Origin of the sequence: Shinella sp. S4-D37 (assembly GCF_040812195.1) — a bacterium.
GTDB lineage: Bacteria > Pseudomonadota > Alphaproteobacteria > Rhizobiales > Rhizobiaceae > Shinella.
In genome coordinates this window covers 2,525,592-2,540,275 of sequence record NZ_JBFNXL010000005.1, presented here as the reverse complement: position 1 = coordinate 2,540,275, position 14,684 = coordinate 2,525,592, and the positions used below count along the sequence as shown (strand labels likewise).

Sequence of the window (14,684 nt, the reverse complement as noted above, 5' to 3'; positions counted from 1 at the left end):
GTCGCGGCGATGGGTGCGTTCGTGATCATGGACGCGATATTCTCGAAATTGCGCCCGTTGTCAATCGGGCCTCGCAAGAAAAAGGGGATGAAAGCGGAGGTGGTCAGACCTCCGCTTCCTCCTGGCCGGCGCTGGCGGCTTGCCCTTCCGCCCCGCCGGCGGTCTCGTCGACGCCGAGCTGTTCCTTGATGGCGCGGCGGATCTCCTCCTCGATCGCCGAGCGCGTCTCCGGAGGAAGCTGCGCCAGGCTCTCCTCGGTGAGGCCCATCGCCTCCAGCAGTTCCTTGCGCAGCCGCTCCACCGGCGTCATCTTGGAAAGCGCCATGAACTCGGCGACGAGCCCGTCCGCTTCGACCTCCGTCTTGTCGAGTTTCGCCTGGGTCAGCCAGAGCGCGTTGGCAAAGCTGGAGGAGAGGGAGGTGACGGGGGCGACGGTCGGCACGTTGCGGGCCGAGGCGTTGCCGCCCGCCCCGTTGCCGCCGGCCTCGTTGTAGAGGCTGTCCTCGCTCGTCGCGCGCGGCTTGCTGAAGGCGTAGGCGGTGTAGAGGCTACCGTCGATCTTCATGAAAGGGCTCCCTGAAATGATTTTCAGGCAACCCTATCCGCCACAGCTTTTGCGAGACTTGCGCCCCTGCGACTCGCCTTTGGTGCGCTCCGCAGGGATGGCCAGGCCCTCCCTGCCTGCCGGCATCTCCCCCACGAGGGGGCAGAAGGCCGGCGGCTTCGATGCTGCTACGGCAGCGTATAGGCGATGACGTAGTCGCCGGGCTTGGTGCCGACCGAGCCGTGGCCGCCGGCGACGATCAGCACATATTGCCTGTCGCCGGCCGTGTAGGTCATCGGCGTGGCCTGGCCGCCGGCGGGAAGGCGGGCTTCCCAGAGCTGGCGGCCGCTCGTCAGGTCGTAGGCGCGCAGGTAGTCGTCCACCGCCGCGCCGAGGAAGGCGACGCCGCCCCTGGTGATCATCGGCCCGCCGATGCCGGGCACGCCGACCTTGAAGGGCAGCGGCAGCGGCGTCATGTCCATGACCGTGCCGTTCTTGTGCTTCCAGGCGATCTTGCCGGTGGCAAGGTCCGCGCCCGCGACATAGCCCCATGGCGGCGCCTGGCAGGGAATGCCGAGCGGGCCGAGGAACGGGCCCATGAAGACGCCGTAGGGTGCGCCGTCGTTGCGGTTGAGGCCCTGCTCGGAACCCTTCTCGTCCTGGCCCTTTGGCGGGATCTGGTCGCGCGGCACGAGGCGGGAGGTGAAGGCGAGGTAGGTCGGCATGCCGAACATCACCTGCCGCTCCGGATCGACCGCGACCGAGCCCCAGTTGAACGTGCCGAAATTGCCGGGATAGACGATCGTGCCCTCCAGCGAGGGCGGCGTGTAGCGGCCCTCGTATTTCATCGACAGGAAATCGATGCGGCAGGCGAGCTGGTCGAACATGGTCACGCCCCACATGTCCTTTTCCGTCAGCGGCGGCGGCGAGAAGGTGAGGTCGGAAATCGGCTGGGTGGGCGCGGTGAAATCTTCCGGGATCGCCCCGGTCGGCGCCGGTATCTCCTCGATGGGGACGATCGGCTCGCCGGTGCGCCGGTCGAGCACGTAGATGTCGCCCTGCTTGGTCGGCCCGACGAGGGCGGGGATGGTCGCGCCGTCCTTCGTGATGTCGATCAGCGCCGGCTGGGCCGGCACGTCCATGTCCCACAGGTCGTGATGCACCGTCTGGCGCACCCAGCGCACGGCGCCCGTCTTGATGTCGAGCGCGACGATGGAGGAGGAATATTTCTCGACATGCTCGCTGCGGCCCATGCCGAGCTGGTCGGGCACGCGGTTGCCGAGCGGGATATAGACGAGGCCGAGCGCGTCGTCATAGCTGAAGACGGACCAGGAGTTCGGCGAGTTCACCGTATAGACCTGCCCCTCGGGCAGCGGCGTCGTGACGTCCGGGTTGCCGGAATCCCAGTTCCAGACGAGGGCGCCCGTATCGACGTCGAAGGCGCGGATGACGCCCGATTGCGACTGGGTGGAGTAGTTGTCGTTCACCGCGCCGCCGATGATGATCTTGCCGTCGGTGATGACGGGCGGGGAAGTGGAATAGTAGTAGCCGGCCGGGTTGTAGGGCATGCCCTGTTCGAGCTGCAGCACGCCGTTCTCGGCGAAGCTCGTGCAGACGTCGCCGGTCGCCGCGTCGAGCGCGATCAGCCGGGCGTCCGAGGTCGGCAGGTAGACGCGGGCGGCGCAGGCGGTGCCGGCCGTCGCGGCCGGATCGGCATAGTAGGTAACGCCGCGGCAGGTCTGGTGCTGGCGGTCCGGGTTCATGCCGGAATTGGAATCGTATTTCCACTTCTCCTTGCCGGTCGCCGCGTCGAGCGCGATCGCCCAGTTGTGCGGCGTGCACAGGTAGAGCGTGTCGCCGATCTTGAGCGGCGTCACCTGGTAGGTGGTCTCGCCGACGTCGTCGGGCAGCTTCACGTCGCCGGTCTGGTACTGCCAGGCGACCTTGAGCGTACCGACATTGTCCGTGTTGATCTGGTCGAGCGGCGAATAGCGCTGGCCGTATGGCGTGCGGCCGTACTGGTGCCATTCGCCGGCCGGCACGTCGCCGCCGAGGGCGGGCGTGGCGTTGGCGGCCTCGGTCGGCAGGCTGCCGGCAATGTCGTGCGGGTCCTGCGTCATCGCAAAGCCGGCAACGCCGATGGAGACGAGGACGGCGACGGCGAGCGGCAGCGCCGAGGCCGGGTAGGGCGTGCCGGTGGGGCTGGAAAAGCCGAGCGGGCGGCGGATGGCCGGCAGCATCAGCCACAGGCCGAGGAGCACGATGACGCCGCCGCGCGGGCCGAGCTGCCACCAGTCGAAGCCCACCTCGAAGACCGCCCAGCCGAGCGAACCGAGGATGACGAGGGCATAAAGCCAGAGCGCCGCGCCGGAGCGGCGCACGAGCAGCACGGCCGTGGCGAGGAAGGCAAGGCCCGTGACGAGATAGTAGGGGCTGCCGCCGAGCGACAGCAGCCACCCGCCTCCGCCCGTCAGCACCAACCCGATGATGGCGATGAGGGCGGCGGTCAGCGTGAGCAACATGGGGATCTCCGTTGGTGCTGCCGGCCGGGGAGGAGGCCGACAAGACGTCCGGCTCAAGGAGGGACACGGGAGAGAATAGGGCGAATTCGTGACGCTTCAATGCCGCGGAAGGGAGATGAAAAAATTATACTTTTTTACTCATGTTTTTGCGGGCGCGGCTGTCGTGGAAGGAGCTTGCCCCTCACGTCCCGCAGAAGGTCGCGGTGATCTCCTCGCCGGGCTTCGGCGGCACGGCGTAGGCCGAAAAGGCGGGCTGGTCCTCGTAGGGCCGGGCCAGCACGTCGTTCAGCGCCGAAAACAGCGAGAAGTCGCCATGGTCGACCGCCGCTGCCAGCGCCTCCTCCACCTTGTGGTTGCGCGCAATGAAGGCGGGGTTGACGCGGCGCATCGCCGTAGCGCGCGCCCCGGGCGTCCCGGCCTCCCGCGCCAGCCGCGCGCGCCATTGGGAGAGCCAGGGCGCAAGCGCACCGGGCGTTTCGAGGAGCGCCTGCAGCGCGTCGTCCGCCGCCGGGCCCTCGGCCGCGTCGGCAAGGCGCCGGAAGGCGAGCGTATAGTCGGCCTTCTGCTCGTAGAGCGTGACGAGCAGGTCGCGGATCAGGCCCTGGTCCTCGTCTGCCTCGTCCGCCTTGTCCGCGCCAAGGCCGATCTTCGCCCGGATCACCGCCTTCCAGTGCTCCTGGAAGCGCTCCATGAAGCGGCCGACCGCTTCGTTGGCCATCTCCACCGCCCTGTCCTGGTCGTCGGAAAGAAGGGCCAGCAGCGCCTCGGCGAGCCGGGCGATGTTCCACTGGCCGATCATCGGCTGGTTGCCGAAGGCATAGCGCCCGTTGCGGTCGATGGACGAATAGACGGTGCGCGGATCGTAGCGGTCCATGAAGGCGCAGGGGCCGAAATCGATCGTCTCGCCCGAGATCGTCATGTTGTCGGTATTCATCACGCCGTGGATGAAGCCGACGCCGAGCCATTTCGCGATCAGCGCGGCCTGCCGGTCGGCGACGGCGTCCAGCAGCGCGAGATAGCGGTTCTCCGCGCCCTTCAATTCCGGATAGTGCCGGTCGACGACGTGGTCGGCGAGCACGCGCACATTCTGCGTGTCGCCGCGCGCGGCGAAGAACTGGAAGGTGCCGACGCGGACATGGCTGGCCGCGACGCGGGTGAAGACGGCGCCGGGCAGCGGGCGCTCGCGATAGACCGGCTGGCCGGTGGCGACGGCTGCCAGCGCCCGAGTCGTCGGGATGCCGAGCGCATGCATGGCCTCGCTGACGATATATTCGCGCAGCACCGGCCCGAGCGCCGCCCGCCCGTCGCCGCGGCGCGAATAGGGCGTCTGGCCGGCGCCCTTCAGCTGGATGTCGCGCCGCCGGCCGGCGCGGTCGATCACCTCGCCGAGGAGGATCGCCCGCCCGTCGCCGAGTTGCGGCACGAACTGGCCGAACTGGTGGCCGGCATAGGCCATGGCGAGCGGCAGCGAGCCGGGCAGCGGCACGTTGCCGGAGAAATAGCCCGCGCCGTGCCGCTCCAGCCGGTCCGCGTCGAGGCCGAGGTCTTCGGCCAGCGCCCGGTTGAACGCGATGAGCCGCGGCGCCTCCGCCGGGCTCGGATCGACCGGGGCGAAGAACAGGTCCGGCAGGCGCGCATAGCTGTTGTCGAAGGCGGGCGGCCAGCCGGCCTCGCTGCGCTGCGGATCGGTGGCGTTGCTCATGGCGTCCTCTTGCGGCGTTCTCGTCTCTTCTGCCTATAGGTAGCGATAAGCGGCCGGAATGAAAGGGCCGGCGCAAGGACGCTTGCTTGCCGGCCCTCCGGCACGGTGCTAGCGTTATGGGACAAGCCGTGCGGGTTCAACATGTCGGGGTCCTGCCAGATGCGTGCGCTCGCCGTCCTTTTGCTGTTCCCGTCCATCGCCTTCGCGGAAACCTGCGGCGCCTGGAGCGCCGGCATTTCCGAGGAGGAAGAAGGGCCCGTCATGGTCGCCTCGGTCTGCGTGGGGGCCGGGTCGACGGAGAGCAACCTCTTCCTGAAATGCGGCCCGGAAGACCGGCTGAGCCTGCGCTTCCTTGCCGCTGCGGCGCTGGATTTCCCGCCCGGCGACGGCGGGGATTTTTCGAGCCCGCTGCGCCTTTCCGTCGATGGCGAGGCCTTCGACCGGCCGGCGCATTTCGAGGCGATGGACGGTGCGATGGTCAGCGAGTTCCCGATCGCGGGCCCGCTGGTCGATCGGCTGAAGGCGGGCAGGGCGCTCACCGTCGCCTATCCCGGGACGGCATTCAAGCCGCTCGCCCTTCCCCTCACGGGCTCGCGGGCGGCGATCGACACGCTGGTGGCTGCCTGCGCCGGTTCCTGACGCCGCCGCGCCCTGCCGGATGGAATTTCACCGCCAGCTGAATAAGCGGGCGGCGCCGTCCGTCCCCTTCTTCAGGCATGCAGTGGGTGCGCGGATGCCGGTGCCGGCGGGCCGCGATCATGCTTCGGGAGGGTATCGTGCAGCGGAATGTCCATCGGTTTCTCGGGGCGCTTGCCGCCTGTCTTCTTCTCCTCTTCGCGCCCGCCGCGCTCGCCGCCGAGCGCTACGCGCTCCTCATCGGCAATGCCGACTACGAGGATGCCGAGCCGCTGGAGAACCCGCTGAACGACATCGACCTCGTCGGCGAGGCGCTGGAGCGGGTGGAGTTCGACGTGACGCGCGTCACCGATGCCGACCATCTCGGCATGCTCTCCGCGCTCAACAATTTCACCCGGCTGGCGGAGAAGGCGGAGGACCCGGTGCTCTTCGTCTATTTCTCCGGCTATGCGGTGCAGATCGACGGGGACAATTTCCTGCTGCCGGTCGATGCCTCCGGCCGCACCGTGACGGGTCTTCGCAACCGCTCGCTGCCCGTCTCCGAGATCACGAAGACGCTGCGCGGGCTCGGCAAGGGCCTGAAGGTCGTGCTCTTCGACGCCGCGCACGAAAACCCGTTCCTCACGCTGCGCGACATCCCGGACGGGCTTGCCGAGCCGAAGGACGCCGAGGGCGTGCACTATGCCTATGCCGCCGCGCCCGGCACCGCCTACGACTACGAGGGAACGCCGATAAGCCCCTTCGCCTCGGCCTTCGTCGATGCGGTCAGCATTCCCGGCATCGTGCTGGAGGAGGCCTTCCGCAAGGTGAGCGAGATCGTCAAGGAGCGCAGCAAGGGCCGGCAGGAGACCTGGCAGAGCGATGCGGACTACGGAAAATTCGCCCTGAGCCCGAAGGACGACAAGGTCGACGAGGCCGAGATCGCCTTCTACGAATTCGCCGCGCTCGCCGACAACCGCGAGGCCTATGACCGCTATCTCGGCCGTTATCCGGAAGGCATCTTTGCCTCTGTCGCCAAGCGCAAGATCGACCTCCTCGGCAAGCGTTTCTCGCGCGAGCACGAGGACGGCGGGGAGATGCCCTACCTTTCGATCGCCAACGACCGGCGCGATCCCTGCGGGCGCATCGCCTTCGGCGACTACGCGCAGGACCGCCGCCTTTCCGACCTCTACAAGGACGGACAGCTCGTGCTGATCGACGTCCGCTTCTGGTATCCGCCGGAAGGCTGCGACTATGTCTCCTATTTCTCGACCGTCTATTCGCACGAGCGGCTGCGCAACGTCATCACCTCGGCGAGCATTCCCGAGCGCCGCATCCATGTGGCGAGCCGGGACGATCTCAGCCCCAGCGAGGAGCGCGCGATCTACGACTATTTCGACGAGGACCGCCGCGGCTACGCGCAATCCCTGATGTTCCGCGCGATCAACGAGGAACGCCGCCACAGCCTCGGCATCGCGATCAAGACGCCGGACGACAGCGCCCGCGAATATGTCGACGAGGTGGAGTGCGGCGACGGGTGTCTTCGCGTGCGCGGCCTGGTGCGCCTGCGCGACAACAGCGTGCGGGCGCTGGAGGATTACGAGTTCGACTTCGTCGACGTGCGCCGCCTCGGGCTCTACGACAAGTATCGCGACGCGCTGCGCGACTTCCCGGAGGACGAGCATGCGACGAGCAGCGATGCCGCCCTGGGTGTGAAGGCGGACGAGTATGCGGCGGCGGGCGGCGCCGTGAGCCACGAGGCGAACGCCTATGGCGAAACGGCCGCCTCCGGCCATGACGACGGTTACGGCAAGGACGCCGACCCCTACCGCGCCGCGCGCACGGTCGGCGGTTGGGAGGTCCTCGCCGACTTCTCCGGCGACGACCGCTTCCTCAACTGCCGCGCCACCCGCGGCGGCGAGGCCGGCCGCCACGCCGCCTTCCGCTGGTACGACGACGGCCACGTCACCTTCGGCTTCCAGGACGCGTCCTACGACTACCGCGACGACTACACGAACGATGCGAAATACTGGATCGACGACAGCGAGGGCTACGACGTCACGGGCAAGGCCTACGGCCGCGGCGAGATCGCCTACGACCTCGGCCGCGACCACCGGGTGATCGACGCCTTGAAGCGGGGCAACCACATCCGCATGGGCGACGTGCGCACGAGCCTGAAGGGATCGAGCGCCATGCTGAGCGATTTGCAGGCCTGCGTGGCGGCGTTCCGGTAGGGACGAAGCTGCAACCGCCCCTCATCCGCCTGCCGGCACCTTCTCCCCGCAGGCGGGGAGAAGGGATTTGCTGCACTGGTTTCCCACCAGGAGGAGATGGTCAAATGCAGGAAAGCCTCACGGCTTGCTTCCTTCTCCCCGCTTGCGGGGAGAAGGTCGCGGCAGCGGGATGAGGGGCTAAACCTCCGCCCGCGGGCCGCCGTCACATCTTCCCCGCCACCTTGATCGCGAAGGCATATTCGAAGGCGATCTCCTCCAGGCGCTGGAAGCGGCCCGAGGCGCCGCCGTGGCCGGCGCCCATATTGGTCTTGAGGAGGATCGGCTCGGTGCCGGTGGTTTTTTCGCGCAGCCGGGCGACCCATTTGGTCGGCTCCCAGTAGGTGACGCGCGGGTCGGTGAGGCCGGAAAGGGCGAGGATGGCGGGATAGGCTTTCGCGTCCACATTGTCGTAGGGCGAGTAGCTGGCCATGAGCTGGTAGAAATCCTTGCTGTCGATCGGGTTGCCCCATTCGGGCCATTCCGGCGGGGTCAGCGGCAGCGTGTCGTCCAGCATCGTGTTGAGCACGTCGACGAAGGGCACGGCGGCGATGATGCCGCCGAACTTTTCCGGCGCCATGTTGGCGATCGCGCCCATGAGCATGCCGCCGGCCGAGCCGCCCTCGGCGACGATCTTCGCGTAGGACGTGAACTTCTCTTGATTCAGATAGTCGGCCGCGGCGATGAAGTCCTTGAACGTATTGGTCTTCCTGTCCATCTTGCCGTTCTCGTACCAGGCAAAACCCTTGTCCTTGCCGCCGCGGATATGGGCGATGGCATAGACGAAGCCGCGGTCGACCAGCGACAGGCAATTGGTGTTGAAGGAGGCGGGGATGGTGATGCCGTAGGCGCCGTAGCCGTAGAGCAGGCAGGGCGCGGAGCCGTCGAGCGGCGTGTCCTTGCGGTAGAGCAGGGTGACGGGCACGCTCTCGCCGTCCGGTGCCGGCGCGAAGACCCGGCGGGTGACGTAGTCGTCGATCGTGTGGCCGGACGGCACTTCCTGCGTCTTCAGCAGCGTGCGCTCGCGCGTCGCCATGTCGTAATCGAAGAGTTGCGAGGGCGTCGTCATCGAGGAATAGGAGAAGCGGATGACGTCGGTGTCGTATTCCGCCGCGCCGGAAAGGCCGAGCGAATAGGCCTCTTCCGCAAAGGCGATGGCGTGCTCCTCGCCGCTTTGCCGGTCGCGCACGACGATGCGCGGCAGGCCTTCGTGGCGCTCCAGCCAGACGAGGTGGCGGGCAAAGGCCATGTGGCTGAGGACGAGCGTGCCCGGGCGATGCGGCACGACCTCGGTCCAGTTCTCCCGGCCCGGCGCCGTCACCGGCGTCTGCATGATCTTGAAGTCCTTGGCGCCGTCGGCATTGGTGAGGATGTAGAAGACGTCGCCGCCCTCCGTCATCGAATATTCGAGGCCCGTCTGGCGCGGGGCGACGACGACCGGGTTGGCGAGCAGGTCCCTGGTGGAGATCAGGCGGTATTCGCTCGTCTCGTGGTCGTGGATGTCGATATAGATGAAGTCGTCGATCAGCGAGCCGCCGACCGACATGAAGAAGCCGGCATCCTTCTCCTCGTAGACGAGGCGGTCGTTCTCCTGCCGCTCGCCGAGGATGTGATGGAAGATCTTCGACGGGCGGTGGTTCTCGTCAAGCGCGGTGTAGAAGAAGCTTCTCGCATCCGGCGCCCAGACGCCGTCGCCGCCGGTGTTGGCGAGCTCGTCGCCGCGGTCCTCGCCGCTTGCAAGGTCGCGCACCCTCAGCGTGAAATATTCAGACCCCTTGTCGTCATAGCCCCAGATGCCGAGCGAATGGTCGGTGGAAGGGTCGATGCCGGCGAGGCGGAAATAGTCCTTGCCTTCCGCCTCCTTGTCGCCGTCGAGCAGGACGGTGCGTTCGCCGCCCGCGCGCGGCTCGCGGAAATAGCGCGGCTGCTCGCCGCCGGTGACATAGGCGGTGCCGTAGGCGAAGGGGCCGTCCTTCATCGGCACGGAGCTGTCGTCCTCCTTGATGCGGCCGCGCATCTCGGCAAACAGCGCCTTCTGCAGCGCTTCCGTGTCGGCCATGGCGGCCGTCATATAGGCGTTCTCCGCCTCCAGATGCGCGCGGATCTCCGGCTGGAGGATCGAGGGGTCCTTGAACATCGCCTGCCAGTTCTCGTCGCGGAACCAGGCGTAGTCGTCGGTGCGGGTGATGCCGTGGCGGGTATCGGAGACCGGCTTCCTGGCGGCGACGGGGGCGGTGGGCAGGTTGTTGAAGACGGGCAAGGGATCACTCCGGCAAATCGATAGGCGGGACCAGAGAGATAGAGAGCCGGGGCGCTCGCATCAAGCGGAGGTTCTTGCGTCTCGTGCGGTTTATCCCGGCAGGCTCCGCTTCGCCTTGCGCTTGGCGGGGCGCAGCTCGTCGGCGATGGTCATGCCGATGATGGAGAGGGGCAGCGCCAGCATGGCGCCGGCCGCGCCCCACATCCAGGTCCAGAAGATGATGGCGGTGAAGATGATGAAGGCGTTGACCTCCAGCCGCTTGCCCATCACGGCCGGCATGACGAGGTTCTCCATGGCAAGGTGCACGAGGAAGAAGGCGAGCGCCGGCAGGAGACCCATCATCAGCGTCTCGTGGGTGAGGAGGCCGGCGGTGGCGAGCGCGATGGTCATCACCGTCACGCCGAGGAAGGGCACGAAGGAGGAGAGGAAGGCGAAGAGCCCCCAGAGCACCGGCATGGCGAGCCCGCCGCTCCAGGTGATGAGGGCGGTGACCACGCCGAGCGCGGCATAGACCAGCGCCGCGGTGGCGAAATAATAGCCGAGCGAGCTGTCGATGGCGTTCATGACGCGGATGGCGGCGAGCCGCTGGCCGCGGCGCGGAAAGGCCATGATGAGCATCTGCCGCAGCTTCAGCCGGGCGGAGAGGAAGAGCACCAGCGCGGCGAAGAAGATCATGGCCTGCAGCAGCGCGGGGGTGAGGCTGGCCGAGAGGATGCCGAGGATGCTGCCGGTGTTCTCCAGCACCTTCTCCATCGACATCTGGCCGCTCTCGAAGGTCTGCGGGCTGATGTTCAGCCAGCCGAGGCGGGAAAAGAGCGGCGTGATGCGGTCATAGGCGCCGCGCACGAGGTCCGGCGCGTTGGCGGCGAGCTGGGTGATCGGCTCGGCCAGCAGGCCGGCGATGAAGAACAGGCCGACGCCGAAGGCGCCGGCGAGCAGCAGCGCCGTCGGCAGCGGCGGGATGCCGAGTTCGGTGAGCTTTTCCGCCGCCACGCCGAAGATGAGGCCGGTGACGACCGCCAGCGACAGCGGAATGAGGATCGGCGCCATGAGATAGACGACGGCCATGGCCATGATGGCGAAGATGCCGATCGCCGCCCAGGCGGCGGCGATGTCGAGCCCGTAGCGGCGCGGCGTCTCCTCCGCAAGGCCCTTCTCGATATCGATACCGCCCCGCAGGAGCCGCCGTTCGGCAGGTTTTCCGGAAATGTCGTGCATGGCAGAACCCCTCTTTGGCGCCGGAAACGCGCGAGGCGCAGGGAAGTTCCGCGGCGGGCGGCTTGAAACCTCAGGTGGGTTGCCAGCGCCGCGAAATCGACATATTGCCCGTTAACCCCGAATTAAGGTGTCGCACGGACGCCACGAAGAGGAGGCCGACAGTTGAAACGGCAGGCAGGCGGGCGCATCGCCCTTTGCATCCTGGCGCTCGCGCCGCTCTGTTCATCGCCCGCGCTGGCGATCGACGCGCGCATCCGCAGCCAGCTTCAGAAGCTGACGCCGGAAGAGCGGCTGGAACAGCGCTGCGATATCGAGGCGATGGACAAGATCAGCGGCGCCAAGGGCGGCTTCCGCCCGGACAAGGTGATCGCCTATGCCTTCGGCGATCCCAAGCTGGAGGGCACGACGATCCGCACGAAGGGCGCCGTCTTCCGCAGCGGCGGCGAGTGGTATCGCCTGTCCTACAAATGCGAGGGAACCGCCGACCGGCTGGAGGTCAACGCCTTCAAGTACCGCATCGGCGACGTGGTGCCGCGCAAGGACTGGGCCGAGCACTATCTCTACGATTGAGGGTGCGCGCGGCCGGCAGGGCAGAGGGGGGTATGGCCCCGATGCTCCGCCTCTCTGTACCGCGTCGGCTCAGGCCGAGAGCCTGAGGCCGATGCCCCAGGGGTCGACCAGCGAGACGGTGTCGCCGTTGCGGGTCGTCGCGATCGACAGGTCGTCCAGCTTCTTCAGCACCGTCTCCAGCTTCGCCGCGTCGTTGAAGCGGATCGTGTAGTCGGCAAGGCCCGTCATGCCGGACTGGCGTTTCGGCTGGCCGCGCGAATTCCACACATTGGCCGCGACATGGTGGTGGTATTTACCCGTCGCGAAGAAGCTTGCGCCGGGATAGGTCGCCATGATGTCGAGGCCGAGCACGTCGCGGAAGAAGGCGTCCGCCTGCGGGATGTCCGAGACCTGGAGGTGGATATGGCCGATGAGGGTGCCGGCCTCCTCGGCGCTCCAGGCCTCCTTCGGCGCGGCGTCGTAGAGCGCCTGCAGGTCGAGCCGGTGCGTCGCCATCTTCACCGTGCCGTCGGGCGCGTAGGTCCATTCGGCGCGGTCGCGGTCGCGATAGATCTCGATGCCGTTGCCTTCCGGATCGTCGAGATAGATCGCCTCGCTGACGAGGTGGTCGGAGGCGCCGGTGAGCGGCACGTCGTTATGCGCCGCATGGGCGAGCCAGCGGCCGAGTTCCCGGCGGTCCGGCACGAGGAAGGCGGTGTGGAACAGGCCCGGCGCATTGCGCGGCGCGCGGGCGGTGTTGCTGCCCGTCGTCAGCGTCAGGAGCGGCCGGCCGGCAACGCCCAGCGTTTCGCCCGAGGCGGATCTATCGAGCACCGAAAGGCCCATCACCTGCTGGTAGAAGGCCGAAAGCATCGGCAGGTCGATTACCGTCAGGTGCGAATGATCGACGAAGGCCGGCATGTCGACGGCGTGGCTGGTCGTGGTGGTCGCATCGTTCATCGGGGCGGTCTCCGCGCGGCTGGGGCCGGCCCTGGCGGCGGCGATCCCCGCGGCGGCGGCGCCGAGGAATGTCCGTCTGTCGAGGTCCGTCATGGTTTGATCCCTGTTCCGGCTTCTTCAGGCAAGCCGTTGTGTCGGAGGGAATATGGCAGAGCGGCGGCGTTCACGAAAGATGGCGTTTCGGCGATTTACCGTCAATGCCACGTTGACGATGCGGCTGGGCTTCCGTTTATACACCTAAAAAGTGCATTATGACGAGATATACCCTATGGTGGATTATTGCAATCTATGGTTATATTAATCCGCCTACACACAGGAGGGTAGAATGCAAATCGCAGCATCGACAATCAACACAATGGCATCGGCTGCATCGCCCGAGGATGCGGCGCGGATCTTCATCGGGACGGTCAGCCAGGCACTGGCGCAGGTGATGGCCGACGCCTTGTCCAATGCCCTGAACGCCGCGGTTCCCGCGACGGCGGGAAATCCGGCGATCCAGGGATGGCAAAGCATGGTCGGCGGCCTTGCCGTGGCAATGGACTGGAGCAGCGCGACGATCATCAGGCCCCAGCCGATGGCCAGGGTCGCGAACTTCTGCGCCTACACGGGGACGGCCGCCGGCTACAATCCGCTCGGGGTCAACATCAGTGCGGGGGTCAATATCACCGCATCGTTCTGATCCTGGACGGCAACGGCGCTCCCAAGGGGGCGCCGTTGCAGCAGGCGCATTTCCGGGATGCGTAATGAGCCTTGCGATTGCCACATGAAACGACCACCATGGCCGGAGCGATAAGCCAGGACCGGATGCGGTGGAGATCAAGGGCGTCAAGTGGAACTATGACCGGGGCGAGGTGATCGCCGACGGCATCGTGCATGGCGTCGGCGTGGTTCTCGCGCTGGTCGGGGTGACGGCGCTGATCTTCTACGCCACCGTCTGGGCGACGAGCGGGCAGCTTGCGGCGGCCTGGGTCTACGGCGTCGGGCTCGTCGTCGCGCTCGCCACCTCCTTCGCCTACAATCTCTGGCCGGTCTCCAGGGTCAAGTGGCACCTGCGCCGCTTCGACCATGCGGCGATCTTCGTTTTGATCGCCGCCACCTATACGCCCTTCCTCCAGCGCGGCATCGACGATCCGCTGCTGGCCGGCATGCTCGTCGGCATCTGGCTGATGGCGGGGGCGGGCATCGCGCTGAAATTCCTGTTTCCCGGCCGCTATGACCGGCTGGCGATCCTCGTCTACCTCGCCATGGGCTGGAGCGGCGTGCTTGCCGCCGGGCCGCTGGCCACGCGCCTTTCCGCCGCCACGCTGGCGCTGATCGTTACCGGCGGGGTGCTCTATTCGGTCGGCGTCCTCTTCCATATCCGCGAGAAACTGCGCTTCCAGAACGCCATCTGGCACGCTTTCGTCGTCGCCGCCGCCGCCGTGCATTACTCGGCGGTGCTGACCAGCGTCGTTTCGGGCGTCTGACGGCCGGCCGTCACTCGGCCGGCGGGGCGGCGCCCTGCGCGCTCGCGCAGCCCTCGGCCGGCCGCAGCGATTTCACCAGCTTCCCGACGAAGGGCGAGATCTCCGCCTTCATCGCCTGCGGATATTCCAGCACGAAGGCGGCGGCCGCGCCGTCGCACAGCGCGATGATGCGGTGATAGAGGATCGTCCCGGCGCGCGTGCCCGAAAGGCTCGCCCAGCCGGTCGTCTCCCGGTCGTAGCTGAGGTCCCAGCCCTCCTGCCGATAGGCCGTGCGCCGGCCGGCGACCTCCTCCTCGAACGGTCCGGTCGCCAGATGGTTCGCCCAGACGGAGAGCTTGGCTTCGCCCTTCGCATAGGTCCGCCCGTCGCCGTTGCCGGCTTCCTGCACGAGCGCGAAGCCGGGCGGGATCTCCACCGTAAAGCCGAAGCGGGCGTTGACATAGGGCTCCCATCCCTGCGCGAGGGCGGCGGCGGGGAGGGCGAGGAAAAGAAGGAGGAGAAAACGGTGCACGGTCGGTCCCTCGTGGATGGCGTCCTGCGGGGAACGGACGACGGCGGGCGTTTCATCGCGTGGCGCT

General features: G+C 67.3%; 12 protein-coding genes. 5 read left to right on the top strand and 7 right to left on the bottom strand.

The features are described 5' to 3' along the window. Positions 1-103 precede the first annotated feature (103 nt). The 3 genes from AB3G45_RS19960 to AB3G45_RS19950 all read right to left on the bottom strand — a co-directional run bounded on the left by AB3G45_RS19960 (position 104) and on the right by AB3G45_RS19950 (position 4,768). Positions 104-565, bottom strand: coding sequence for a hypothetical protein (locus tag AB3G45_RS19960; protein ID WP_367832194.1), 462 nt, complete (start codon positions 563-565; stop codon positions 104-106). Between the two features lie 167 nt (positions 566-732). Then, positions 733-3,066, bottom strand: a complete 2,334-nt coding sequence (locus AB3G45_RS19955) for a glucose/quinate/shikimate family membrane-bound PQQ-dependent dehydrogenase (RefSeq protein ID WP_367832193.1) — start codon at positions 3,064-3,066, stop codon at positions 733-735. A gap of 181 nt (positions 3,067-3,247) precedes the next feature. Next, positions 3,248-4,768, bottom strand: coding sequence for a YdiU family protein (locus AB3G45_RS19950; protein ID WP_367832192.1), 1,521 nt, complete (start codon positions 4,766-4,768; stop codon positions 3,248-3,250). 159 nt (positions 4,769-4,927) lie between these two features. Between AB3G45_RS19950 and AB3G45_RS19945 the strand changes: the two genes are divergently transcribed. Both AB3G45_RS19945 and AB3G45_RS19940 read left to right on the top strand, forming a co-directional pair. Then, a complete protein-coding gene (locus tag AB3G45_RS19945; protein WP_367832191.1) occupies positions 4,928-5,407 on the top strand; it encodes a hypothetical protein in 480 nt (159 codons plus the stop codon). A 137-nt stretch (positions 5,408-5,544) separates the two neighbouring features. Further along, on the top strand, positions 5,545-7,617 hold the full coding sequence (locus AB3G45_RS19940) for a caspase domain-containing protein (RefSeq protein ID WP_367832190.1): 2,073 nt from the start codon (positions 5,545-5,547) through the stop codon (positions 7,615-7,617). A 202-nt stretch (positions 7,618-7,819) separates the two neighbouring features. Here the strand turns inward: AB3G45_RS19940 and AB3G45_RS19935 are convergent, their stop codons facing one another. Further along, entirely contained in the window at positions 7,820-9,913 is a 2,094-nt protein-coding gene (locus tag AB3G45_RS19935) for a S9 family peptidase (RefSeq protein WP_367832189.1), read from the bottom strand. Between the two features lie 90 nt (positions 9,914-10,003). After that, positions 10,004-11,131, bottom strand: coding sequence for an AI-2E family transporter (locus tag AB3G45_RS19930; protein WP_367832188.1), 1,128 nt, complete (start codon positions 11,129-11,131; stop codon positions 10,004-10,006). A 162-nt stretch (positions 11,132-11,293) separates the two neighbouring features. Between AB3G45_RS19930 and AB3G45_RS19925 the strand changes: the two genes are divergently transcribed. Continuing rightward, on the top strand, positions 11,294-11,701 hold the full coding sequence (locus AB3G45_RS19925) for a DUF930 domain-containing protein (protein WP_367832187.1): 408 nt from the start codon (positions 11,294-11,296) through the stop codon (positions 11,699-11,701). Positions 11,702-11,770: 69 nt separating this feature from the next. Here the strand turns inward: AB3G45_RS19925 and AB3G45_RS19920 are convergent, their stop codons facing one another. After that, positions 11,771-12,640 carry a VOC family protein gene (locus AB3G45_RS19920; protein ID WP_367833628.1) on the bottom strand — a complete coding sequence of 290 codons (870 nt, stop codon included), beginning with the start codon at positions 12,638-12,640 and terminating at the stop codon, positions 11,771-11,773. A gap of 325 nt (positions 12,641-12,965) precedes the next feature. Between AB3G45_RS19920 and AB3G45_RS19915 the strand changes: the two genes are divergently transcribed. Further along, positions 12,966-13,319 (top strand): hypothetical protein, encoded by a 354-nt coding sequence (locus AB3G45_RS19915; protein ID WP_367832186.1) that lies wholly within the window; start codon positions 12,966-12,968, stop codon positions 13,317-13,319. A 130-nt stretch (positions 13,320-13,449) separates the two neighbouring features. Next, a complete protein-coding gene (locus AB3G45_RS19910; protein WP_367832185.1) occupies positions 13,450-14,106 on the top strand; it encodes a hemolysin III family protein in 657 nt (218 codons plus the stop codon). Positions 14,107-14,116: 10 nt separating this feature from the next. Here AB3G45_RS19910 and AB3G45_RS19905 read toward each other — a convergent pair whose 3' ends face one another. Further along, complete coding sequence (locus AB3G45_RS19905; RefSeq protein ID WP_367832184.1) at positions 14,117-14,617, bottom strand: hypothetical protein; 501 nt, start codon at positions 14,615-14,617, stop codon at positions 14,117-14,119. Between the last annotated feature and the right edge of the window lie 67 nt (positions 14,618-14,684).